Here is a 24,962-nt window from a genome sequence, read left to right on the forward strand (position 1 = left end):
TTAGATGGCCAGTAGATATTATTCAGTTTTGAAGGTACAGCCTTCAAAAAACAAATAAGGAAAATCCGGTGATTATAGCAGAGAGGATACACCTGTTCCCATCCCGAACACAGAAGTTAAGCTCTCCAGCGCTGAAGATACTTGGCGGGAAGCTGCCTGGGAAATTAGGAAGTCGCCGGTTTTTCTAAGGCCCTATGGTCAAGTGGTTAAGACACCACCCTTTCACGGTGGTAACCCGGGTTCGAGTCCCGGTAGGGTCACCACTACCCCGCTTGCAAAAGCGGGGTTACTTTTTACAAAGAATACTTTTGCGCGCGACTGGCGGAATTGGCAGACGCACTAGATTTAGGTTCTAGCGGGAGACCGTGGGGGTTCAAGTCCCTCGTCGCGCACCATAAAAACCTTGAAACAAATGAGTTTCAAGGTTTTTTTTAATACAATTTTCGTTTGTAACGGCGTATTAGCCTCGGATGCCGGATTAGATAAAGAAAGAGAAGCCTGTGCCGGGCTCCCCATAGCCCGGCTGGCTTCTCTCATTTTGGACACGCCCTCTAGAAATTCGTTTTCCAGCATTCATCATATCTTTCCGCAAAGTCAGGGTCAATCTTACAATAGTACTCAAATTGATTGTACTTTTTAGGGTGTTTCCTTTTGCGTTCTTCTTCCAGCTTCTTTACATTAATCCATTTCCCGTCAATATATTGAATATCAGAAAGCCAAATTTCAAACATAATGATTAAAATTAGTAATAACATCGTTTTCACCTTCCTTCCAATAATGAATGGTTTTAAACCATTATATTTCAAGCTTACAAAGGCAAGCCGTTTATCGGCGCTTTAAAGTGGGTGTTTTTACTTTTATACCTTGATTTTCTTTATTATATTACGTATTTCGCAATAGTCAATGTAATTATTTCGATTTAGGAAATACATTCAACGATGCTCTTGCTCATCGTCAAGCTGAGATTGCTTTCCGGAGAATTGGGTAAGTATTTTACCAATAAGGGCACTTTCACACAAAAGTAGTTTAAACACCTTCAATTCGGCGTTACAATATAATCAAGTTAAGGAACGAATACCAGAAGCATTTGGAGGGATTGAAATGGATAAGATTTATTTTACGATTACCGGAACCAACTACCGATACGGAACGGAGCTGTTTGAAAAAGGAGATCGGGTGATGCTGAAAAAAGAACCGGATAACAAATACGATCACGAAGCAATCCAGGTGAAGGTACCGGGATTGGGTGTGATCGGATATGTGGCAAACAGCGTTCCTACCGTTCTGGGGGAATCGTACAGTGCGGGACGCCTGTACGATAAAATCGACGATGAAGCGGAAGGCAAAGTAATTCGCATTCTGCCGGAGGCGCTGCTGTGCGTGCTGTGCGACGAATGGGAAAGTATGAAATAAAAGTACTGTCAACATGTTTGTTCTCATTTTTTTAAACTCTCTTAACGGATGACCTGTCGGAATCCCATTCGGCAGGTCATTTGTTTTTTGCAAAAAGAATAAAAATTATATAATTAAATATTGTATTTTGCAAAATCTGATGATATAATCATAACGTCGAAATCCGGATAAAATATAATTGCGAGAAATATAGTTTTTAGGAGGTTTGCAACGATGAGTTTACATAAATGGCCTTATGCAAATGAAATCGGCCGGGAAGAGCATTTGGAATGCGATGTTCTGGTACTGGGCGGCGGTCTTGCGGGATGCTACGCAGCAATTGCGGCAGCTCGTAAGGGACAGAAGGTAATCCTGATGGAAAAGGGTGCGACGAAGCGTTCCGGTTCGGCGGGAAGCGGATTCGATCACTGGGAATCTGCGTGTACCAATCCGGGGAGTCAGGTGACACCGAAAGAGGTTGCAGAAGCCTATATCGATGAGCAGGATCATTACAGCAACGGAATTGCCCACTACATCGAATGCCGGGAAGGCTGGGATCGCCTGCTGGATATGGAAAGCTTTGGCGGAAAGATTCGCGATACGGAAGATGAGTTCAAGGGTGCGGAGTTCCGTGATGATGAGACGAAGCTGATGTATGCTTACGATTACACGAACCGTTATACTTTGAGAATCTGGGGCTCCGGATTCAAGCCGGCACTCTATAAGGAGTGTCAGAAGCTGGGCGTGAAGGTTCTGGACAGAACGGAGGCCACTTCTCTTCTGACGAAGAAGGAGGGTGATAAAATTATCGGCGCAGGCGCCTGCGGTATGAATGTGCGTACCGGCAAGTTCTACAGCGTTTCGGCGAAATCCACCATTCTGGCGATGTCCCGTCCGGCCAGAGTATGGCTGTTCAATGCGGATCTTCCTGGACTTTGTGAATTCCGTCCGTTCAACAGTATCGGAAGCGGACATGCGATGGGCTATCGTGCCGGCATGGAATTCACTATGATGGAGAAATCCGTTCGGGGGGAATTCTCCGCGGCAGGAAGAAGCTATCCGCCGTACAGCACCGGTAACAATCACAATACCTGGTATGGAGCCACGATGGTGGATGCCAGAGGCGTGGAGATTCCGTATCTGGATAGAGACGGAAATGAACTCAAGAGCGTTTCGGAACGCTTCAACCCGGCAAAGGGACAGAAATTCTTCCTGAAGGGCGGTGTAATCGACGAAGCGAAATACGAATACCGGGGACCGGAAACGATGCCGTTCGAAGAACTGGCGAAAAGAGGATACAAGCTGCCGTTCTATGCCGATCTGAGCAAAATGCCGGAGATGGAAAGAAAAGTTATTTGGGGCATGATGGTTGGTGAAGAAGGAAGAACCAAGATTCCGGTACTCAAGTACTATACCGAGAAGGGATTCGATCCGGAGAAACACATGCTTCAGAGCTACGGAACCGGCTGGCAGTCTGCGAATTTCCTGGGACAGGAGAGACAGCTGTTCGGTGCGCCGGGTGGTGTGATTACCGACTGGAACTTGATGACCAATATCGAAGGTGTGTATGCGGCCGGAGATCAGCTGTACGCAATGGACTGCGGTGGAGCGGCATCCGCTACCGGTTATTATGCCGGACGAAAAGCAGCGGTGCACGCTTCGGAAATCGCTCCTGTTGAGTATGATAGGGCGCAGGCAGAAGCGGAAAAAGAACGCTTGCTGGCACCGCTTTACACCGAAGAAGGATATTCCTGGAAGGAACTGAATTTTGCGATTTCCAAGTGCATGCAGAACTACTGTGCAGAGGTGAAATGCGAAGAGTTGCTGAATGAAGGCCTGGATTTGCTGAATACCTACAGCGAGGACATCGTACCGAAGCTGCACTGTGAGAATCCGCACGATCTCATGAGAACCCACGAAGTGCTGGATATTTTGGATGTATCCAAGATGATTCTGGAAGCATGCAAGATGAGAAAGTCCAGCTCCGCTCCGCTGTGCTTCCAGCGGAGCGATTATCCGGAAATGGATCCGGAAGAGGATAAGAAATTCCTTACCATCCGTCTGGAGAACGGAAAGGCCGTTCGCGGAGAAATTCCGCACGACTATTACGGCGATGTAGAGGAAATGTACGAGAAATATAACCGGGATTATATCGAGGAGGAGGCACCGAAGTATTATGAGTAATAAAGAGTTGTTTGCATCGGAAGTACCGTGCAGTGCAAATCCGATCACATATAATAAAGAACTTTGCATCGGCTGCAATTCCTGCACCAATGCATGCCCGATTGACGTTCTGGTTCCATCGGAGGTAAAAGGACAATCGCCGGTTGTAATGTATCCGGGGGAATGCATTTACTGCGGAGCCTGCGTTATGGAATGCCCGGTGGAGGGCGCCATTCATTTGGAGCATCCGCTGATCAACCGGACGAAATTCGTCCCGGTGAAATAGTATTAATATCAATACCTTTACATATACCTACATTTTCAAAAGGGCGGAATCGAGGAAGATTCCGCTCTTTTTCCTGTGTTTGAAAAAAGAAACATGAAAAATGGCTTTTTCTGTAAAAAAAGCCAAAATAACTATTGCATAATCATGCGAAAACGTTTATAATTATGAAAACGGTTAAGAACATGTTTAAGAACATTTAAGATTATATTTGAGGAGGATGGAAAACATGAAAAAGAAAGTAACTTTGGTGCTGGCGGCACTGCTGTCCGTAGGAATGATTCTGTCGTTGACAGCATGCGGCGGTGGAAGTGATAAGGAAACGGTAAGCTATAAGGTGGGAACCGAACCGACATTCCCGCCGTTTGATACCACCGATGAAGATCAGAACATCGTGGGATTGGATATGGACCTGATTAAGGCCATCGGCAAAGACCAGGGCTTCGAGGTGACCTTTGAGAACCTGTCCTTTGACGGTCTGATTCCGGCACTCAAGGCCGGTAACATCGACATCGTCGCAGCGGGAATGAACAAGGACGATAAGGAAAGACAGAAGCAGGTGGATTTCAGCGATGCATACTATGAATCTCAGCTGTACGTCGTTGTCGCAGAAGACAATAACGATGTCAAGAGCATTGATGATTTGACTCCGGATATGAAGGTTGCGGCTCAGACCGGAACCACCGGTGCGGAGAAGGTGAAGACCCTCAAGAAGGAAGGCAAGATTAAAGAAGCGGTAATCGTTGACGGTCTGGACACCGCCATGATGCAGCTGATTAACGGAGATGTTTCGGCCGTAATTAACGACAAGCCGGTTAACGAAGCGTACATGAAGAAGAAGCCGGATAAGGTAAAAATGGTTGGAAAAGCACTCAACGCAGAGAACTACGGTTTTGCCGTTGCCAAGGGAAATGATGAGCTTCTGGAAAAGATCAATAAGGGTCTTGCCAACATCAAGGAAGACGGCACCTACGACAAGCTGGTAGATGAGTGGTTCAACAAGTAGTCGATGAACTAGACACTCGAATTTTGAAAAAATGCAATTGACCTTCTGGCCCGGAGAACTGTTCGGGGCAGAGGTCAATTTCTGTTCAGGAGGAATTATTTTGGCAGATTATTTACATGGAATTGCGGTCGCGGCCCAGGGCGTGCCCACCACATTGATCATTTCATTAGTAGCGGTGCTGGCCGGATTGATTATCGGTCTTTTCGTCGCTATTGCAAAAATGTCCAAACATCGGATTTTGCGGGGAATAGCAACGGTCTACGTGGACGTGCTGAGAGGTACACCACTGATGGTTCAGGTGCTCATTCTGGCATATGGCTTGCCTCAGCTGCTGAAATCCAACTTTGGATTTCAGTTCAATTGGACCCATTTTATCATCGTTGGTTTCATCGCCTGCGGAATTAACAGTTCCGCGTATATGGCAGAAATCATCCGAAGCGGATTGCAGGCGGTGGATATCGGTCAGACGGAAGCCGCGCGTTCCTTGGGAATGAGCAGCCGTATGACCATGCGGTATGTCATCGTCCCTCAAGCTTTCAAAATCATCGTTCCGGCCATGGGCAACGAATTCATCGCCCTGATTAAGGAAACGTCAATCTTGTCGGTTGTAGGCATCGTAGAAGTGACACGACAGGGCACACTGTGGGCATCTTCCAGTTTCCTGTCGTTCCAAGCGTACTTCGGAGTGGCTGTGATCTATTTAATTATGACATTGACGTTGGCAAGACTGGTATCGTTTGTAGAGAGGAGGCTGGCACAAAGTGATCGAGGTTAAGAATCTTGAAAAATCCTTCGGAAAAAACCACGTGCTGCGAGGGATTAACGAAACAATCAATGAGGGTGAAGTGGTTTGCATCATTGGACCTTCTGGTTCCGGTAAAAGTACGTTTCTTCGCTGTCTGAATCTGCTCGAGCAGCCGACATCCGGCGAGGTGATTCTGGATGGCGAGAAAATCAACGCACCGGATCGAGATATCGACAAAATCCGAGAGAAGCTGGGCATGGTATTCCAGAATTTCAATCTCTTCCCGCATATGAGTGTGCTGGACAACATCACGATGGCCCCGATTAAGGTAAAAGGACAAGCGCGCGGCGAAGCGGAAGCGGAAGCCCGGCGCCTGCTGGATGTGGTGGGTCTGCTGGACAAAGCGGAAGCCTATCCGTCTTCTCTTTCCGGGGGTCAGAAGCAGCGTGTGGCCATTGCCCGGGCGCTGGCGATGAAGCCGGAAATCATGCTGTTCGATGAACCGACTTCTGCACTGGACCCGGAAATGGTGGGCGAAGTTTTGGCCGTTATGAAGCAGCTGGCGGAAGACGGCATGACCATGGTCATCGTTACCCACGAAATGGGATTTGCCAGAGAGGTAGCGGACCGCGTGCTGTTCATCGATGGAGGCGTAATTCTGGAACAGGGAACGCCGGAAGAAATATTTGGAAATCCGCAGAATGAGAGAACACAGACTTTCTTGAGTATGGTATTATAAGGACATACTACCGATATAATCAAGGAGGGAACGTGTATGCATCCATTAACTGAATTGATTCGAAACGACATGAAACCGGCGCTGGGCGTGACGGAGCCGGGCGCCATTGCGTTTGCCGTCTCCACGGCGGCATCCTATCTGACCGGCGACATCCGGGAGGTCACCCTTCGGATGAACAGCGGCATGTACAAAAACGCCTTCACCTGCGGAATCCCCAACAGCAGTCATTACGGGAATCTGTATTCGGCGGCATTGGGAGTGGTGGCCGGTAAGCCGGAGCTTGGGCTGGAAAGCCTGCGCGACGTGACAGAAGAAGACAACCGGAAGGCAGAGAATTTGGTGGCACAGAATCGGGTGCATGCGGAGATGTCCGAAATTTCCAGCCGAATCCATATCGAAGCCACGGTTCAGACGGAATCCGGCACGGCCACGGTAAAAATCCGGGATTCTCACACCAACATCTTGTGGGTGGAGGTGAACGGAGAGGTGGTTTTCGGCCAAAAAGAAGGTTGCCGTGCAGAGGCGCCCGAGGCACCGGAGGAGACCGAAGGGGAAGCGGTTCCGCTGATTCATCGGTATACCCTCCGGGAAATGTTGGAATACGTGGAAACCGTTCCGGCGGAAGAGATTGCATTCATTCGGGATGCTTTTGCCATGAACATGGAGCTGTTCCAAAAGGGGATGGACAGCGACCGGACGCCGTATCTTCACTATTTATTGGAGGCCAACGGGGATGCGCTCTTCTCGGAGAACGAGTCGGCGACGGCATCCCTTCTGTGCAACGGTGCCATTGAATCTCGAGTGATTGGCTTGGATGCACCGGCCATGAGCATTACCGGTTCCGGTGCCCACGGAATTATCGCCACCATGCCGCTGTACGGAGTAGCAAAGATTCGGGGGCTGTCGGAGACCGAGCTGTGTCGGGCGACAGCGCTGAGCTATTTGATTTGCATGTATATCAAAGAATATTCCGGACGACTTTCCGCATTCTGCGGCTGTGCGATCGCAGCCGGAAGCGGGATGGCCTGCGGACTTGTTTTTATGAACGGAGGCGGGGTGTCGGAAATGGACAAATGCCTTCGGAATATGGCGTCCAGCATTACCGGAATGATTTGTGACGGCGGAAATCACGGATGCGCCATGAAGGGAATTGCGGCTTGCGATGCGGCATTTCGATCGGCAGATCTGGCGATGGCCGGGATTTCAATTGAGGATATCCATGGAATTAACGGGAAAACGCCGGAGGAAACCATGAGAAACATGGGGCGGATTGCGTCGCCCGGAATGGTGGGCACCGAGAAGACCATTGTGGAGATTATGAGCGAGAAATAGAGTGCGATAGTGTACGTGTGCGATTGCAGAACGAAACCCGGGACGAATGCGTCCCGGGTGTTTTGTTTTGCGGCAACAACAAAACCCGGGATGTACTGGCATCCCGGGTTTTGTCTGTTAAAAGAAAGGTTGCTTTCGCATGGTTATGTTTCGAAGGTCTTCTACTGGTAAGCCTTCGAGATTCTATCATTAGTATGAAAGGAGAAGTTTCAACTAATTTCGCTATTATAATAACAAATGATTAAAAATAAGTCAACCCATTTTTTATAAAAGATTGTGATTTTTTTCCGCAAATGCATAAGAAGGATTAATAAGTGCAGGACGGCCCAATCGGTTAACCTTTTCGGGGAACTGTGCTATAATGACCCTAGTTTTATTGAAAGCATAAGGAGGCAGATTATGAAAATTGTTCTCATGGAACCCCTCGGAATTTCGCAGGAGACGCTGTCCGCGTTGTCGGAAAAGCTTACTGCAGAGGGACATACTTTTACCGCTTATGACACGGTGACCACGGATACGCAGGAACTGATTGAAAGAGCCGGAGACGCGGAGGTGCTGATTATCGCGAACCATCCGCTGCCGGGAGATGTCATCCGAGCAGACGAGAATCTGAAAATGATTTCGGTGGCGTTCGTGGGTATTGATCACGTGGATGTGGAAGCCTGCAAGGAGAAAGGCGTTCTGATTTCCAACACCGGCGGTTATTGCAACGATGCGGTGGCAGAGCTGGCCGTAGGACTGACGCTGGATTGCCTGAGAAATATTACTGCGGGGGACGCTTCGGTACAGGCCGGAGGCGGCAAAGCGGGACTGCAGGGTCACGAGCTGGCCGGCAAGACCGTGGGCATCGTGGGAACCGGTGCCATCGGCTGCAGAACGGCGGAAATCTTCAAGGTATTCGGATGCAAGCTGATTGGCTACAGCCGGAGTGAAAAGCCGCAGGCAAAGGAAATGGGTATCGAATACATGTCTTTGAAGGATGTTATGGCGAAGGCGGATATCGTATCCGTGCACACGCCGCTGACACCGGAAACTCGCGGTCTGATTGGTGCGGAGGAAATCGGTGCCATGAAGCAGGGCGGAATTTTGATTAACACGTCCAGAGGTCCGGTGGTGGACACAGATGCACTGGCGGCGGCGCTGAAAGAGGGCAGAATAAAGGCGGGAACCGACGTATTTGAGAAGGATCCGCCGCTGCCGGAAGATCATCCGCTGCTGGGCGTTCCGAATCTGGTATGCACACCGCATGTGGGCTTTGATACCAGAGAATCCATCGACCGCCGCGCGGAAATGGTTTTCGAGAACATCACGGAATGGATGAACGGAACCCCGGTTCGGAAAATGCTGTAACCGTTTATAACGTGAAAAGAAAAAATCGCCTGCCGTATGCACAGTTCGGCGGGCGATTTTTTGGCTTGATAAATTCAATGGTTGGCAAAATACTCGATGGAGAAATTACCATCTCTCGGCGTGCACCTTGTCACAAGGCAGCTCCGGCAGCTCGTGTGCAGTCGGGGCCTCGTCGATGTGACCCATGACCAGCAGTGCTTCCACATTCTGGTTGTCCGGTGCACCCAGGCGGCGATTCACGAATTCTTCCGCAGAAACGCCTTCCTCGTTGGACGGACGGAGTCTCAGCTGCAGCCAGCAGCTGCCCAGTCCCAAGTCGGACGCCATCAAATGCATCCACCCCATAACCAAGGAACTGTCCTCGATGAAGGTGTCGGTGACATCACTGTCGGAATATACTGCAATCGCAGCGGTTGCGGTTTCCAGCATCTTGGCGCCGCCCTTTCGGCAGTTTACCAGATCTCTCAGTGTCTTTTCATCCCGAATGGTGACGAAAGACCATGGCTTCAGTCCTTTTCCGTTCGGAGCAAGCATTGCAGCCTGGAGAATTTTGTTGAGTTCCTCGTCGGTAACCGGTTCGCTGTTGAATGCACGGACACTGCGACGATTTTCCATCATTTCAATCAGACTCATAATCCTACTTCCTTTCATTTGAATTTATTTGGTTGATTTATTAGGCAAGTTCATTGTATCACATTTTCTGAAAATCGGTTGACACATTTTCAAAAAAACACAAAGAATTCACATTTCAACTTTAACGGGTAAAGTTGTCCAGTACCCACAGCATTCCGCACAGTGTGTCGATGCCGGAAGAATGGCCGATGTGCAGGAAGGTTTTGGCATAACCGGTAATTTCGCCGATTCCGCGGTCGGCCGCCTGCAGCAGGTGAATCGCCGGCTCGCTGTATTCTCCTCGCAGCGCGGACTGGAGAAATTCGCCGCTGATATCGTTGGTGGCGAACAGATTCTGCTGAATCCGCCGGTGGAGCATCCGTGTAAAAGGAATTTTATCCTGCCCCGTCGTCTGGAGCATGGCCAGCACGCCACAGAGAAAATCATCGCCGGAAGGTGTCAAGCCGGTCCCTAGTCCCAAAATGCGTCCCAGAGAGATAGCGGCCTTTTCCGGTTCTTCGTTCTGAAGAAACTCTTCCGTTTCTTCAATGTACTTCCGGGCACCTTGGAGAATGAAATCTCCTTTTAGGTGAGGGTCATCGTTGAAGATGTAAGCAAATCCGCTTTTGCCGGATTCCTGAATCACCTTGTCGATGCAATCACGAAATGTGCTGCCGATGGCGACGTGGGAAATGGATGCGGAATAATGTGCGGTGGCATTTTCAACATGAATGAGAATCAGGGAATCCTTGCAGTGGATTTCAATGTGATCCGGATATACAAAACAAGGCGCATTCTGTGTCACCGAAAGTGCGTCCATCTGACTTCCGTTCAGAGGTAGGCTCAGGCTGATGGGCGACAAGGGAGAATCCGCACACTGCAATGCCAGCAAAGCGTCCGGAAACTGCAGATTGATGGTGTGCCGATATACGGAATGGACCCGCCCCCGGTAAGGAGAACCGTGGTCCTGAATCTTTTTAAAGCGGCGAAGAATCGAATCTGAAGTTTTCAGCGCATCGATGCGAGTAGGAGTATTCATGTTGCGATTGCCCTTTCAATTTATTTCGTAATGTTAGTTTCTTTTTTGAATAATTCAACTATGCTTATAGTACCATTCCGTAGGGGAAAAATCAAAATATAAAAAAACTTAATGAAATGTGAAGGTGGTATTCATTTTTTGGAATGATTAATATCACAAAAATAACACATTTCTATTGATTAATCGAAATCACTCATGTAAAATATAAACATCAGAAAATTAAAATTTGGTTGACCGAATTTTGAAATTTTTAAATAAGCCGTCAGAAATTTTTATAGGCGGCAAAATCGGATGAGGGAAAAGGACGACCTCATTCAGGTTGAAGATATTGATCTTTTTAGAAGGAGGATTGTATTATGTATGATCTGCTGATTAAGAACGGTAAGCTGGTAACACCGGAGTTGGTGCAGGAAGGAAATGTTGCGGTAAAAGATGGAAAAATCGCCGCAATCCTGGCAGTTGGGGAAGAACCGGAAGCGACTCGAGTAATCGATGCACAGGGAAAATTCGTCTTCCCGGGCGCAATCGACACTCATGCACACTTGAACGATCCGGGATACGAATGGAGAGAAGACTACGAACACGGTACGGCAGCGGCGATTCTGGGAGGATACACCACTGTAATCGATATGCCGCTTCAGAACGAGCCGGCATTGACCACACCGGAGCTTTTCGACAAGAAAGAAGCAAAGGTTAGTCCGAATGCGTTCTCAGACTATTGCTTCTGGGGCGGACTTGTTCCGGATAATTTCGATCAGCTGGAAGCACTGGATGAGAAGGGCGTTGTAGCATTTAAGTCTTTCCTGGGACCGGTATCCCCGGATTATGCTTCCCTGACATACGGACAGGCATACGAAGCAATGAAGATTATCAAGGGTTTTGGCGGAATGGCCGGATTCCATTGTGAAGACTACAGCATGATTAAAGAAGGCGAAAAGGCAATGAAGGAAGCCGGCAGACTGGATTGGCAGGGATTCCTGGATTCCAGAACCGTTGCCGCTGAAATGGTTGCCACCGAAGCGGTCATTGCCATGGCAGAAGAGCTGGAATGCCGTGCGCACATCTGTCACATCAGCCACCCGGCAGTAGCCGAAAAGGTATTTGAAGCTCAGATGGAAGGTTATCCGATTTCTGCAGAAACCTGCGGCCACTACCTGACCTTTGTGGATCAGGATACCCTGGACAACGGACCGATGTTCAAATGCGCACCGCCGCTCCGTTCGGAGGACGCTCGCGAAGGAATGTGGGAATATGTAGAAAACGGAACGTTTGCCGGACTGGCATCCGACCACTCCCCATGCTCTTATGACGAGAAGTACAACGAGATTCTCGGAAACAAAATCGAAAACGTATTCGATGTATGGGGCGGAATCAGCGGAATTCAGAGCTGCGTACAGGCCATCTTCTCCGAAGGTGTTGTAAAGAGAGGAGTGGATCCTTGCTCTCTCGCAAACGCTTGGGCAAAACTTCCGGCAGAGGCATTTGGACTCTACGGCAAGAAGGGTGATATCAAACCGGGATTCGATGCCGACCTGGTAATCATCGATCCGGATAAAGAATGGGAAATCACCGCAGATTCTCTGCTCTATGTGAACCCGATTTCCGCATTCGTTGGTCTGAAGGGACAGGGCCTGCCGGTATGCACCATCCTGAGAGGAAATGTGATGGCAGAGGATGGAAAAGTTGTTGGTGCAAAGGGCACCGGTGAACTGGTTAAGCGAATCCGCTAGGATTTGATGATATTAATTAAGGAGATTTAAAGTATGAGTATTGTAGAAAACAAGAATTTGAACCCGGAGCTGGTTGCAAATGTCCACGAGGATTTGCAGCCGACCAAGGAGAGAATCATGGGTTCCCTGTCCTACACCGCGTCCTTCCTGGGCGGTTGTGTATCCATCGGAACCTTTTCCATGGGTGCCAGCCTGATTGGTGTGCTGACCATTACCCAGGCTATTCTCGCCATGGCAATCGGCTGTCTGGTAATCGCCGTTGCGCTGGTTTTGATCGGTAACTGCGGACACAAATATGGAATTCCGTATATCGTGCAGCTGAGATCTTCTTTCGGTACCGCCGGCGTAAAAATACCGGGCGTGCTGCGTGGCCTTCCGGCAATCGTATGGTTCGGCTTCCAGTCTTGGGTTGGTGCCGGTGCCATCAACAGCTGCTTCAAGATTCTGTGGGGATTCGACAATCTTCCGGTAATCTTTGCACTGTTCACAATCCTGCAGGTTTCCCTGGCAATTAAGGGATTCCACGGAATTAAATGGCTGGAGAACTTCTCCTGCGTATTCATCGTTGCAATTCTTGCGTACATGCTGTACATTGTAAATACGAAGTTCGCGGTAGATATCAGTTCTTCCTTCGCCGGAATTAAGGGAACTTGGGGAATGCCGTTCTGGGCAGCGACCACTTCCTTCCTGGGCATCTATTCCACAATGATTATCAACGCTTCGGACTATTCCAGAAATCTGAAGGATGAAATTCGCCCGGTTAAGACCGGAAGCATTTATGCCATCGCAATTCTGCCGGTAACCCTGTTCATGGGTCTGATTGGATTGCTGGTAACCGCTGCAACCGGAAATTCCGATCCGGTAGTGGTATTTTCCACAACCATGGGAAGCAAGTTCCTGACTGTTGTAACCCTCCTGTTCATTGCATTTGCACAGGTTACGACAAACGTACTGAACAACATCGTTCCGCCGGCATACGTTCTGATGGAGTCCTTCAAGATGAAGTGGACTCACGCAACCATTCTGGTTGGTATCCTTTCCGTATGCGTAATGCCGTGGAAGCTGGTAACTGCGGACTCCGCTGCCGGACTGTCCCTGTTCACCAAGTTCTACTCTGCATTCCTGGGACCAATCTTCGCCGTAATGGTGGTAGACTACTACATTCTCAGAAAGAGTCAGCTGGATATCAACCTGATGTATGATAAGGAAGGTCCGTTCAAGGGCATCAACTGGGCGGCAGTAATCGCTATCGTACTGGGATCTCTGACTTCCGTATTCGTAATGGATCTGTCCTGGTATGTCAGCCTGATTCCGACCGGTGTTATATACTACATTCTGATGAAGGTCATGAAGAGTGCGGCTCCGTTCCGTACCGGAACCATCTTTGACAAATAGACATCCATAGGCATTTGACATATATAAGAAAACGAACCCGATTTGCAGTGATGCGAATCGGGTTCGTTTTTCTATTATTCGCTATTACAAGAACGGCCAAAACCGATGATAGATATTGAAAAAACGAATTATTAAAAGAATTCAACAATTTAACTATTTCTTTAAAAATAGAAAACAAATTGTATGAAAAGGAAAGCTTTTAAGGTGTTGCATTCAATGTGTAATTCATGTATTATTTATGTGAAATATATTAAATATGGGTTGACCTAAATTTTAACCCCTATTAAAAAGATATTAATTCCGATTTCAGAATTAATAGAAGGAGAGATATTATGTATGATCTTTTAATCAAAAACGGTCGTCTCGTAACACCGGACCGCATTTTTGAAGCGGAAATCGCAATTCAGGATGGAAAGTATGCAGCATTCCTGGCACCGGGCACGGAAGTGGACGCAAAAGAAGTAATCGATGCAGAGGGAAACCTGGTATTCCCGGGAATCATCGATTGCCATGCGCATCTGAATGAGCCTGGATTCGAGTACAGAGAAGATTTCGAAACCGGTTCCAGAGCCGCAGTTGTTGCGGGCTGCACCACGTTAATTGATATGCCGCTGAACAACGATCCATCTCTGATGAACAAAGAAATTTTTGATATGAAGATGGGCAAAATCAGCAAGCATTCCTATGTGGACTTCGGCCTTTGGGGCGGTCTGGTTGGAGACTTCGATGATGCTCCGGATTCGGTAAAGAATAATATGGCAGATCTGGAAGATCTTCAGAAGCTGGGCGTTGCTGCTTTTAAGGGATTTACCTGCCCGAACGGACCGCTGTTCCCAACCGTGAATCTGGGAAATGTTCGGAAGGCGCTGGAAATCCTGAAGCCATACAATGCGCTGTGCGGTTTCCACTGTGAAGAGTACGGCCAGGTTCTGGAAATGGAAAAAGAAGCGAAGGCAAAGGAAGGCCTGAGCAGAGATGAAAAGATCCGTGCATTCCTGGATTCTCACGATGTATGGACCGAGTATGTAGCAACAAAAAATGTCATCGATATGGCAAGAGCAACCGGCGGAAGAGTTCATATCTGCCATGTCAGCCATCCGATGGTTGCACAGGTGGTGAAGGATGCGCAGCACGAAGGTCTGCCGATTACCGCAGAGACTTGCCCGCACTACCTGGGACTCACCGAAGATTTTGTTTTTGAAAAAGGAGCTCCGGCAAAGTGCACTCCTCCGATGAGAAAGAAAGAGGATATGGAAAAGCTGTGGGATTACGTTCTGGACGGAACCCTGTCCTGCGTCGGTAGTGACCACTCTCCGGCAGCCGATGAGGAAAAGGACAATGAGACCAGAGACATCTGGAAGGCATGGGGCGGTCTGAACTCCATTCAGTACTTCCTGCCGATGATGTTCGACATGGTAGTTCATCAGAAGAATCTGAGCCCAACGCTGATTGCAAAGGTCATGGACTACAACCCGGCGAAGATTTTCGGATTCTACGGACGCAAGGGTGCATTTGAACTGGGATTCGACGGTGACGTTGTAATTCTGGATCCGGAAAAAGAATGGAAGTGCGAACAGGATAAGCTGTACACAAAGGGTCACGTGAGCTGCTTCGACGGTTTCGAGGGCAAGGGTACACCGACCTGCACCATTATCCGCGGCCGGGTAGTTGCGAAGGATGGCAAGTATCTGGAAGAAGCAAACGGTTACGGCGAGTACGTAACACCGATTCAGTAATTTACCGATTTCCTTTCAGGGGACGGAAATTAAATATGTATGATTTTATTTGAGGAGATTAAGCAATGAGCAACGAAAAGAATCAGGAAGTTGTCCAGAAGAAACAGGACGACAGCATTCGCCCGATTCCTTGGGAAAAGAGAACGATGAATTGGGGATCCAACACCATGCTGTGGCTGGGTGGATGTATTTCCATTGGAACGCTGGCAATGGGATCCGCACAGATGGAGACAGGACTGAACCTCCTGCAGCTCTTCCTGGCAGTGCTGATCGGTTCCACTATTCTGGTAATCGGTATCGCAATGAACGACCAGTTCGGTTACACCACCGGTGCACCGTATTCCGTTCACTTGAAGAGTGCATATGGAACGAAGGGTAACATTCTTCCTTCCATGCTGAGAGGTCTTCCGGCTATCGTATGGTACGGATACCAGACATGGCTGGGTGGTGCCGCAATCAACAACATCGTTAAATTGATTTTCGGTTATGACAATATTTGGCTGTGGTTCATCGTATTCCAGGTGGTACAGATTCTGCTGTCCATCAAGGGATTCCAGGGTGCAAAGTGGGTTGGAAACATCGGCGGAACCGTAATCGTTTTCGCAATGATTTACCTGCTGTACATCTGCCTGACCACACAGTGGGATGTGATTTCCACGAACCTGATGAACAAGTCCGGAACTTGGGGTCTGCCGTTTGTTGCTGCAATCATCGCATTCTTTGGAAACAGTACAACCGTAATGCTGAACGCTTCGGACTACTCCAGAGAGATGAAGCAGGGCTACAGCGCACCGGTAAGAGGTTTCTCTTACTTCATGGCAATGGTACCGGCTACCGTAATGCTGGGAATCATCGGTGCGATGGCTTCCACTGCAACCGGTATTGCAAACCCGATCAACGCTTTTGCGGAAATGGTAGACAACAAAGCCATCCTGGTTGTAACACTGGCATTCATCATCTTTGCACAGCTGTCCACCAACCTGGCAAGTAACGTTATTCCGCCGGCATACGTATTTATGGACGCTTTCAAGATGAAGCATAAGACAGCGGTTATCCTGATCGGTATCCTGGCTGTTGCAACATGCCCATGGATTTTGACCAATGACAGCTCCGCAGCAGGTCTGTCCCTGTTCGTTAAGATTTACTCCGCATTCTTCGCTCCGATTTTTGCCGTTCTGATTGTGGATTTCTTCATTCTTCACAGAAGAAAGTTCACCGAAGAGCAGCTGGAAGATCTGTATGACGACAACGGATCCAAGAAGGGTGTGAATATGGCAGCAATTATCGCTACTGTAATCGGTGCGGTAATCGGACTGCTGAACGTAGACCTGTCCTTCTTCACGGCAACGATTCCGACCGGCATCGTATATTATCTGCTGATGAAGAACATGAAGTCTGTAGAAGGTTTCCGCAAAGGAACTGTCTTGGAGAAAAAATAAGCCATCAAAAATCATTTTTTCATACACCTGCAGAGAAATCTGCAACCTTAAAAAGGCTATCGCATATATGTGCGGTGGCCTTTTTAGGCAATTTAGGTGAAAGTGTTCGAATTCGAACACTTTCACTTTTTTGTCTAGTTAAATTAATGATAAAGTGCGATAGAATCATGACAAGAGATAAGAGAATTATTAAAAGAACTGCTAGGAGGTAGAAATCATGAAACTCGTACATTCATTAGAACAATTTGGTCTGGATCGGGCGATTGATATGGCATATAAGGATCCGGATAAGAATCTTATGAAGATTATGGACTGGGCAGATAAGTTTGCGGGAGACGATTTTGTCGGAGCGAGAAGAGCAATTCGGAAAGAGCTGGAGGACAAAAACAGTCCTTACCAGAAGTATATTACTCATATTATCAACGACATCAATCCGGATGTGGCGAAGACACTTCTGGGAAACTTTTTCCTGAACGCATGTCTGGCCGGATGGAAGAGAGAAGACGAACTCAGAAATAAATTAGACTGCAACATTCCGTGGGCAATTCTGATGGACCCGACCAGTGCCTGCAACTTGCACTGCACCGGTTGCTGGGCGGCGGAATACGGTAACAAGCTGAACCTTTCCCTGGAGGAACTGGACGATATCATGTGTCAGGGGAAGAATATGGGCGTGTACTTCTATCTTCTGACCGGCGGAGAACCGATGGTACGAAAGGAGGATATCATCAAGCTGTGCGAGAAGCACGATGACTGCGTGATTCTTGCTTTTACAAACGGCACGCTGATCGATGATGAATTTGCCGAAGAGATGCTTCGGGTGAAAAATTTTATCCCGTGCATTTCAATTGAAGGTTTCGGTGAGGCGACAGACAGTCGAAGAGGCGTGGGCGTATACGATAAGGTAATGCATGCCTGCGATGTTCTTCGCCGCAACCGGCTTCCGTTTGGATTCTCCTGCTGCTACACCAGTGCCAACTTCGAATCCATTACATCGAAGGAATTTCTGGACAGCTTGAAGGATGTGGGCGCTTTCTTCACCTGGTTCTTCCACTACATGCCGGTGGGAAATGATGCTTCGCCGGAGCTGCTGCCAACACCGGAACAGCGTGTGGAAACCATGAACCGCGTACGGAAGTATCGTGCGGAAAACCCATTATTCATCATCGATTTCCAGAATGACGGTGAATACGTTAACGGATGCATTGCCGGCGGAAGAAGATATCTTCACATCAATGCGAACGGCGACATCGATCCGTGTGCCTTCATTCACTACTCGGATTCGAATATTCGGGAAAAAACATTGCTGGAGGCTATGCAGAGTCCGTTGTTCATGGCATACCACAGAAATATGCCGTTCAACGATAATTACCTGAAACCGTGTCCGATGCTGGAGAATCCGGATAAACTGCCGAAAATGGTAAAGGAATCCGGCGCGCACTCGACGGATTTGGAATCTCCGGAAAGTGCAGAGCATTTCTGCGGAAAGACCGTCGCTTATGCGAAAAACTGGGATCCGGTGGCAGATAAACTCTGGGCAGAAAAATCGAAAATGAAATGAAGTGAGAATACCAAATAAAAAGACCATGCAGGAGCGGTACGGCTGTCCCTGCACGGTCGTTCTTTTTTTACAGATTTTTTTCCATAAATTGTATCGTGGCGTTCAGCAATTCATCGGTGAAAGGACTGTCCTCGTCTCGGTCGAAGTCATGATCCCCGGCGGCGGCGATGTATTTCTCCGGCAGATACTTGGATGAAAGCGCGTTGAATTCCGTGAAGGGCACATCGTTATCTCCGGTACTGTGGGCACAGAACAGGGGAGCCTGAAGCCTGTCCTTGAGCCGGAGGGAGTAGTCGATAAAGAAGAATTTCTCCCGGCCGCTGTAGATTAGATCCTTCCAAAGTCCCTTTTGCCGGGCGTACACGTATACGCTGTAATGGGTTTCCAGCGGACCGGTGCAGTGGGGTTCCGAAGGAATCGCCCGAAGACAGCTTTCCGGCACTTCCGGTAGGGAATTATACCAGAGACTGGAAGCATCATACCACCCGTCCGTCAGGAAGCCGTATCCGTAATAGGACAGAATGCCGGCAGGTTTGACGGCAAGCTTTTCCGAGGCGCCGGTCAAAAGTGCCAGGTAGGCGCCGGCGGAGCGTCCCCACAGAAAATACGGAATCTCTCCCGGCATAAAAGTATTCTGCGTTTCGTCCTCCGTGACCAATCCGGCGGCGGTCAGCACTTCTTCATAGCGGTTGACGGAATCCAGCACATCCTCCAGAATTCCCGGAAGGGTCACCGCCGGAGCGAGAGGGTAATCCATTGCGGCAATCACATATCCTTTCTCGGTAAAAGTACGCAGGTGTTTTTCCGGCAGGTCCTCCCGGTTCCCGTAAAGGAGTCCGCCGCCGTGAAAATACAGCAGAACGGCCTTCGGAGAGACGGAATCCTCGTGATATACGGTGGCTTTTTTTGTGAAATCGTATGACGCGAACTCCGAAAAATCAATAATTTGTTTCTGAAGCATAGAAATGTCCTCCCGATATGCCGAGAATTTGTAAAAAAATCATCAGCGCGTTATTTTTAGTAAACCTATAAATTTTTATGATGTTTCTTCTTCGGAATTTTACTCCATTTCAACGGTAATTGTCAAATAGTTCGAAAAAATGGTTCCGGCAACGAAGAATGGGGGGAAAACTGTAAAACTATACAATATGTTGAAAAACAAGGGGTTTAAAGAGAAAAGAACCTCATATTAAAAATAGGTTGTCCAAATTTTAGTGCAAAAATAATTAAATAATAGCTTGCAAAATGGGTTGAAAGGTGGCACAATTGAATTGTAAAAATTGGTTGACCACTTGCGGTTTGAAAAAAGAAAACCGCGGAAAGGATTCAACGTAACATTTTTTAACAGAGATAATGAAAGAGAGGTTATTTCAATGAGTTATCTGAACAACAACACTGGCTACAGAGAAACACTGCTGTCCACTAGATCCGTATGCAAGAAAGAGAATTACGTCATTCTGGAACCGGACGGCATCGTAAAGAATGCAATCCCGGGATATGAAAACTGTGACACCACAATTCTGGGTTCCCCGGCAATGGGCGCAGATTTCGCAGATTACATTTCCACCGTTCATCCGGGCGGCAAGAACGACGCCATCGGCGGAAACGGCATCGAGTCCTTCCTGTATGTAATTAACGGAAAGCTGACCGTTAAGAATGCAGATGAGGAAGCAGAGCTTACTGAGGGTGGTTACATCTACTCTCCGGCAGATAAGCCATTCAGCTTCGTTAACAACAGCGACGAGGATGCGTTCGTATACATCTACAGAAGAAGATACGCTGCACTGGAAGGTCTCAGCGCACACACCGTTGTTGCCAACATCAACGACACCGAGTGGAAAGAGTATGAAGGCATGGCAAACTGCCACAGCAAGGACTTCCTGCCGGCTGCAGAGGATTTCGGTTTCGATATGAACATGCATCTGCTGAAGTTCAAACCGGGTGCAAGCCACGGATACATGGAAACTCACATCCAGGAGCACGGAATGTACTTCCTGCAGGGTAAGGGAATGTATCGTCTGGACGACGAGTGGATTCCGCTGCAGAAGGGCGACTACGTATTCATGGATTCCTATGTACCGCAGGCTTGCTATGGCGTAGGTACCGAGGACTTCATCTACATCTACTCTAAGGACTGCAACAGAGACGTTGAGCTCTAGTTCAATTCTAAAGACGTTAATCCGGGCTTGCGCAGGCAGGCCCGGATGTCAATAAAAACAAATTGCATTGGGAAGAGATTCCCGAATAATGGGAGGTATCATAAGTGAAATTATCGAGAGAAGAACTGAAAGGCCTGATGAAGGGTAAACTCATGCAGGCAGGTCTGCACGAAGACCATGCGGAAACCACTGCAGAAATTCTGATGTGGGCACATGAGAGAGGTTATTATTCCCACGGCGCGGTTCGTGTAGAGTATTACAGCGAGAGAATCTTCAAGGGTGGCATTACTGTTGAACCAAACATTACCTGGAAGCAGACCGGACCTTGCTCCGGAATTCTGGATGGTGACAACGGCATTGGCTTCGTTGTTGCAAAAGAAGGTATGAAGAAGGCCATCGAGATGGCGAAGGAAAACGGTATTGCAGTAGTGGGAATGAGCAATCTGTCTCACAGCGGTTCCATCGGTTACTACACTGAAATGGCTGCGGATGAGGGCCTGTGCGCAATTTCTTTCTGCCAGTCCGATCCGATGGCAGTTCCTTACGGCGGCGCAGAACCTTACTATGGTACCAACCCGATTTCTTTTGCAGCACCGACTGCAGACGATCGTAAGGTTGTATTCGACATGGCAACAACCGTACAGGCATGGGGAAAGATTCTGGACAAGAGATCCAAGCATCAGGAGATTCCGGCAGATTGGGCAGTAGATGAGCACGGTGCTCCGGTTACCGACCCGCACAAGGTGAACGCTCTGGTTCCAATCGCAGGTGCAAAGGGATATGGTTTGATGATGATGGTAGACATCTTCTCCGGAATTCTGCTGGGTGTTCCGTTCGGCGGTCACGTAAGCTCCATGTATCACGATCTGTCCGAAGGCAGAAGACTGGGTCAGATGCATATCGTTATCGATCCGGAAAGATTCTGCGGCGCAGATCAGTTCATGAAGACCATGTCCGCTTGCCTGGACGAAATCGGCAAAATCAAGCCGGCTCCGGGATTCGATAAGGTAAATTATCCGGGCGAGAGAGCAAAAATGAGAATGGATAAAGCGTACGCAACCGGTGGTGTGGACGTAGCGGATGAACTGGTGGAATACCTGAAGGGGGAACCGGTACATTTTGACAGATACGATCATAAGAATCGTTTTGCGGACTAATTATAGATAACATTGAAGCCGTAACTTTTTTACAGATAAACAAGGAGAGATTTAATGTTAAAGACAATCGTTAAAGCCGGAAGCTATCACGATTCTGTAACTCTGATGCTTCTGACCAATGAAGTTTCCACCGTTGAGGGTGTGAACAAGGTTTCCATCATGATGGCAACTCCTGCGAACAAGGACATCTTCAAGCAGGGCGGCCTGGAAACAGAAGAACTGATGGCAGCTACGCCGAACGACATGGTAGTCGTTGCAGACGTGGAAGAGGAAAGCGTTCTGGACGCACTGATGGAGAGAGTAGACGAGTACTTCGCAAAAGAAGGAAGCGCCGATGCGAAGAAGCAGGGTGCTCAGGCAGCAAAGTCCTGGGATCAGGCTCTGGCTCAGATGCCGGATGCCAACCTGGCAGTTATTTCCATTCCGGGTGCATATGCCGCACTGGAAGCGGAGAGAGCACTGGACGAAGACATGAACGTGTTCATGTTCTCCGACAACGTAACCATCGAAGATGAGAAGAAGATTAAGGATAAGGCGCACGAGAAGGGCCTGGTTGTTATGGGACCGGACTGCGGAACCGGAATCATCCAGAGCGTTCCGATTGCTTTTACCAACACCGTTAACCCGGGTTCCATCGGAATCATCGGTGCATCCGGTACCGGAATTCAGGAACTGACCACCATCATTGACCGTCTGGGCGAGGGCGTTACCAACGCAATCGGAACCGGCGGCAGAGATCTGTCTGCAGAGGTAGGCGGAACCACAATGCTGGATGTAATCGATGCCATGGAAGAGGATCAGACCGTTAAGGTGCTGGTTGTTATCTCCAAACCACCGGCAAAGGAAGTGGCAGATAAGGTTGCTGCAAGACTGAGCGTTTGCAAGAAGCCGGTTGTATGCTTGTTCCTGGGCGAGAAGCCGGAATATTACGAAGAGGGATTCTATCAGACCTATACGCTGGATGAGTGTGCTCGCCTGGCAGTAAGCCTGGTAAGAGGTCAGAAGGTAGAAGAGGGAACTGTTGATTGCGACAGAAGCCGGTTCTTCAAGAAGGAAGACAAGAAGACCATCAAGGCATACTATTCCGGCGGTACTCTGGCCGGAGAATCTGCAATGCTGATTAAAGAAGCACTGGGACTGCAGGATTGCGCTCATCAGGAAGGATTCAAGCTGAACGCAGACGGCAACGTGGTAATCGACCTGGGCGATGACGTTTACACACAGGGTAAGCCGCATCCAATGATCGATCCGAGAACCAGAGTAGAGTGCATGGAAGAGGCTGTGGACGATCCAAGCACCGGTGTCATCCTGTTCGACGTGGTACTGGGATACGGTTCTCACGAAGACATGGCCGGAGCACTGATTCCGGCAGTAAAGAGCCTGCAGGAAAAGGCTGCTGCTCAGAACAGAAATGTATTCTTCGTTGCAGAAGTATGCGGAACCAGAAACGACTTCCAGGGTTACGACGAATCCGTTGCAAAGCTGAAGGAAGCCGGCGTAATTGTGGCGGAAACCAACATGCTGGCTGCAAAGACTGCACTTCAGGCAATCGGATACGATTTCATTCCGGAACAGAAGGAAACTCGTCCGAAGCAGGTAAGAGAGTGCGAAGTATCCGCACCTTCCGAAAAGCTGGTGAAGATGCTCTCCAACAAGCCAAAGGTTATCAACATCGGTTTGAAGAGCTTTGCAGAAGTAACCGAGAAATTCGGCTGCGATGTGGTACAGTACGACTGGATGCCACCGGCAGGCGGAGATATCACTCTGATTAAGGCTCTGAACTTCCTGAGAAATTACGAAGGATTCGATATCGACGAAGCAAACCGCAAGGTAATCGCAAAGGTCGTTGCTGCTCAGCCGGTACTGAAAGACAACGTTCCGGCAAAGACGGTAATTCCGCAGCTGAACGAAAACAACGGAAAGGTAATCCTGCACGCAGGTCCGCCGATTGAATACAAGGATATGCCGGCAACCGTACAGGGTTCCTGCGTTGGTGCAGTGCTCTTCGAGGAGTGGGCAGACAACGAAGCAGATGCTCGTAAGCTCCTGGAGTCCGGTGAGATTCAGTTCGTTCCATGCCACCACTGCAACGCAGTAGGTCCGATGGGCGGAATCACTACACAGAACATGCCGGTATTCGTTGTTCAGAACGAAACCGATGGCAACTACGCATACTGCCAGATGAACGAAGGTATCGGAAAGGTACTGCGTTTCGGTGCATACTCTGAAGAGGTTGTAAACCGCCTGAGATGGATGAGAGATGTACTGGGACCAACACTGGGAAGAGCGATTCGTTCCCTGGATGGAGGTCTGGCAATCAATCCGCTGATTGCAAAGGCAATCGCAATGGGCGACGAGTTCCACCAGAGAAATATTGCTGCGTCCCTGTGCTTCTATAAGGAAATGGCACCGATTATCACCGACATGGATATGCCGCAGGATGAGAAATCTTCTGTAATGAAGTTCTTGGCAGACACCGATCAGTTCTTCCTGAACATCATGATGGCAACCGGTAAGGCAATCATGGACGGTGCGAGAACGCTGACCGACGGAACCGTTGTTACTGCAATGTGCAGAAATGGCGTAAACTTCGGTATCCGTATCGCCGGAATGGGAGACGAATGGTTCACCGGTCCGGTAAATACACCGCAGGGTCTGTACTTCACCGGTTATGACGGCGAGGATGCTTGCCCGGATATCGGCGACAGTGCAATTACCGAAACCGTTGGTGTCGGTGGAATGGCAATGATCGCAGCTCCGGCTGTAACCCGGTTCGTCGGTGCAGGCGGCTATGAAGATGCGCTGAACACCAGCAACGAAATGACCGAAATCACCATCGACAGAAATCCGAACTACATCATTCCGAACTGGAACTTCAGAGGTACCTGCCTGGGTATTGATGCAAGACTGGTTGTGGAAAAGGGAATTACTCCGGTTATCAACACCGGTATCGCCCACAAGATTGCGGGATTCGGTCAGATTGGTGCCGGTACGGTACATCCGCCGATTGAAGCATTCCAGAAGGCCGTTCTGGCTTATGCAAAGAAGTTGGGTTTTGAGGAATAATCTAATTTAAAGAAGCTACTGTGGCGGCCTGAGAAATCAGGCCGCTGCGTATATCAGA

Annotated in this window: 20 protein-coding genes, 2 tRNA genes and 1 rRNA gene; 19 read left to right on the forward strand and 4 right to left on the reverse strand. The window is 48.7% G+C overall.

Going from position 1 to position 24,962, the window contains the following annotated elements; translation table 11 throughout:
- Window positions 1–64 precede the first annotated feature (64 nt).
- From rrf to FYJ65_RS03400, 3 genes are all read left to right on the forward strand, one after another.
- Window positions 65–181 (forward strand): 5S ribosomal RNA (gene rrf / locus FYJ65_RS03390).
- 7 nt (window positions 182–188) lie between these two features.
- Window positions 189–263: transfer RNA gene (locus FYJ65_RS03395), tRNA-Glu, on the forward strand.
- Between the two features lie 49 nt (window positions 264–312).
- A tRNA-Leu gene (locus FYJ65_RS03400) sits at window positions 313–395 on the forward strand.
- Window positions 396–551: 156 nt separating this feature from the next.
- On the opposite strand, the gene FYJ65_RS03405 is transcribed toward FYJ65_RS03400, so the two are convergent.
- Complete coding sequence (locus FYJ65_RS03405) at window positions 552–755, reverse strand: hypothetical protein (RefSeq protein WP_154553954.1); 204 nt, start codon at window positions 753–755, stop codon at window positions 552–554.
- A gap of 346 nt (window positions 756–1,101) precedes the next feature.
- Here FYJ65_RS03405 and FYJ65_RS03410 point away from each other — a divergent pair, with 346 nt between their 5' ends.
- From FYJ65_RS03410 to FYJ65_RS03445, 8 genes are all read left to right on the forward strand, one after another.
- On the forward strand, window positions 1,102–1,413 hold the full coding sequence (locus tag FYJ65_RS03410; RefSeq protein WP_154553955.1) for an HIRAN domain-containing protein: 312 nt from the start codon (window positions 1,102–1,104) through the stop codon (window positions 1,411–1,413).
- Between the two features lie 213 nt (window positions 1,414–1,626).
- Window positions 1,627–3,576, forward strand: a complete 1,950-nt coding sequence (locus FYJ65_RS03415; RefSeq protein WP_154553956.1) for an FAD-dependent oxidoreductase — start codon at window positions 1,627–1,629, stop codon at window positions 3,574–3,576.
- Window positions 3,569–3,841 (forward strand): 4Fe-4S dicluster domain-containing protein, encoded by a 273-nt coding sequence (locus FYJ65_RS03420; RefSeq protein ID WP_154553957.1) that lies wholly within the window; start codon window positions 3,569–3,571, stop codon window positions 3,839–3,841. The genes FYJ65_RS03415 and FYJ65_RS03420 overlap by 8 nt, the downstream gene beginning before the upstream one ends.
- Before the next feature lie 226 nt (window positions 3,842–4,067).
- Complete coding sequence (locus FYJ65_RS03425; RefSeq protein ID WP_235898189.1) at window positions 4,068–4,844, forward strand: basic amino acid ABC transporter substrate-binding protein; 777 nt, start codon at window positions 4,068–4,070, stop codon at window positions 4,842–4,844.
- Between the two features lie 100 nt (window positions 4,845–4,944).
- Window positions 4,945–5,619: an amino acid ABC transporter permease gene (locus FYJ65_RS03430; protein WP_235898190.1), complete on the forward strand. Its 675-nt coding sequence runs from the start codon at window positions 4,945–4,947 to the stop codon at window positions 5,617–5,619.
- The gene (locus FYJ65_RS03435) at window positions 5,606–6,328 is read left to right on the forward strand and encodes an amino acid ABC transporter ATP-binding protein (RefSeq protein ID WP_277671835.1); all 723 of its coding nucleotides are present in this window, start codon (window positions 5,606–5,608) and stop codon (window positions 6,326–6,328) included. The genes FYJ65_RS03430 and FYJ65_RS03435 overlap by 14 nt, the downstream gene beginning before the upstream one ends.
- 36 nt (window positions 6,329–6,364) lie before the next feature.
- Complete coding sequence (locus FYJ65_RS03440) at window positions 6,365–7,660, forward strand: L-cysteine desulfidase family protein (RefSeq protein ID WP_154553960.1); 1,296 nt, start codon at window positions 6,365–6,367, stop codon at window positions 7,658–7,660.
- 399 nt (window positions 7,661–8,059) lie between these two features.
- Window positions 8,060–9,010 carry a 2-hydroxyacid dehydrogenase gene (locus tag FYJ65_RS03445; RefSeq protein ID WP_154553961.1) on the forward strand — a complete coding sequence of 317 codons (951 nt, stop codon included), beginning with the start codon at window positions 8,060–8,062 and terminating at the stop codon, window positions 9,008–9,010.
- Window positions 9,011–9,115: 105 nt separating this feature from the next.
- Here FYJ65_RS03445 and FYJ65_RS03450 read toward each other — a convergent pair whose 3' ends face one another.
- Window positions 9,116–9,643 carry a nitroreductase family protein gene (locus tag FYJ65_RS03450; RefSeq protein ID WP_206157294.1) on the reverse strand — a complete coding sequence of 176 codons (528 nt, stop codon included), beginning with the start codon at window positions 9,641–9,643 and terminating at the stop codon, window positions 9,116–9,118.
- A gap of 121 nt (window positions 9,644–9,764) precedes the next feature.
- Entirely contained in the window at window positions 9,765–10,661 is an 897-nt protein-coding gene (locus FYJ65_RS03455; RefSeq protein WP_154553963.1) for an oxamate carbamoyltransferase subunit AllH family protein, read from the reverse strand.
- A 356-nt stretch (window positions 10,662–11,017) separates the two neighbouring features.
- Here FYJ65_RS03455 and allB (FYJ65_RS03460) point away from each other — a divergent pair, with 356 nt between their 5' ends.
- From allB (FYJ65_RS03460) to FYJ65_RS03480, 5 genes are all read left to right on the forward strand, one after another.
- Entirely contained in the window at window positions 11,018–12,391 is a 1,374-nt protein-coding gene (gene allB, locus FYJ65_RS03460) for an allantoinase AllB (protein WP_154553964.1), read from the forward strand.
- A 33-nt stretch (window positions 12,392–12,424) separates the two neighbouring features.
- Entirely contained in the window at window positions 12,425–13,786 is a 1,362-nt protein-coding gene (locus FYJ65_RS03465) for an NCS1 family transporter (RefSeq protein WP_154553965.1), read from the forward strand.
- A 332-nt stretch (window positions 13,787–14,118) separates the two neighbouring features.
- Window positions 14,119–15,522 (forward strand): allantoinase AllB, encoded by a 1,404-nt coding sequence (gene allB, locus FYJ65_RS03470; RefSeq protein WP_154553966.1) that lies wholly within the window; start codon window positions 14,119–14,121, stop codon window positions 15,520–15,522.
- A 65-nt stretch (window positions 15,523–15,587) separates the two neighbouring features.
- The gene (locus FYJ65_RS03475) at window positions 15,588–16,961 is read left to right on the forward strand and encodes an NCS1 family transporter (RefSeq protein ID WP_154553967.1); all 1,374 of its coding nucleotides are present in this window, start codon (window positions 15,588–15,590) and stop codon (window positions 16,959–16,961) included.
- A 217-nt stretch (window positions 16,962–17,178) separates the two neighbouring features.
- Window positions 17,179–18,522, forward strand: a complete 1,344-nt coding sequence (locus tag FYJ65_RS03480) for a radical SAM/SPASM domain-containing protein (RefSeq protein WP_154553968.1) — start codon at window positions 17,179–17,181, stop codon at window positions 18,520–18,522.
- Window positions 18,523–18,589: 67 nt separating this feature from the next.
- On the opposite strand, the gene FYJ65_RS03485 is transcribed toward FYJ65_RS03480, so the two are convergent.
- Window positions 18,590–19,483 (reverse strand): alpha/beta hydrolase, encoded by an 894-nt coding sequence (locus tag FYJ65_RS03485; RefSeq protein ID WP_154553969.1) that lies wholly within the window; start codon window positions 19,481–19,483, stop codon window positions 18,590–18,592.
- Window positions 19,484–19,895: 412 nt separating this feature from the next.
- On the opposite strand from FYJ65_RS03485, the gene allE reads away from it, so the two are divergent.
- The 3 genes from allE to FYJ65_RS03500 all read left to right on the forward strand — a co-directional run bounded on the left by allE (window position 19,896) and on the right by FYJ65_RS03500 (window position 24,904).
- Window positions 19,896–20,681, forward strand: a complete 786-nt coding sequence (gene allE / locus FYJ65_RS03490; RefSeq protein WP_154553970.1) for a (S)-ureidoglycine aminohydrolase — start codon at window positions 19,896–19,898, stop codon at window positions 20,679–20,681.
- A 104-nt stretch (window positions 20,682–20,785) separates the two neighbouring features.
- Entirely contained in the window at window positions 20,786–21,838 is a 1,053-nt protein-coding gene (gene allD, locus FYJ65_RS03495) for an ureidoglycolate dehydrogenase (protein WP_288809591.1), read from the forward strand.
- A gap of 54 nt (window positions 21,839–21,892) precedes the next feature.
- Window positions 21,893–24,904 (forward strand): bifunctional FdrA/YlbE family protein, encoded by a 3,012-nt coding sequence (locus FYJ65_RS03500; RefSeq protein WP_154553971.1) that lies wholly within the window; start codon window positions 21,893–21,895, stop codon window positions 24,902–24,904.
- Window positions 24,905–24,962: the final 58 nt, after the last annotated feature.

The sequence above is a fragment of the Mogibacterium kristiansenii genome (assembly GCF_009695905.1).
GTDB classification, from domain to species: domain Bacteria; phylum Bacillota; class Clostridia; order Peptostreptococcales; family Anaerovoracaceae; genus Mogibacterium_A; species Mogibacterium_A kristiansenii.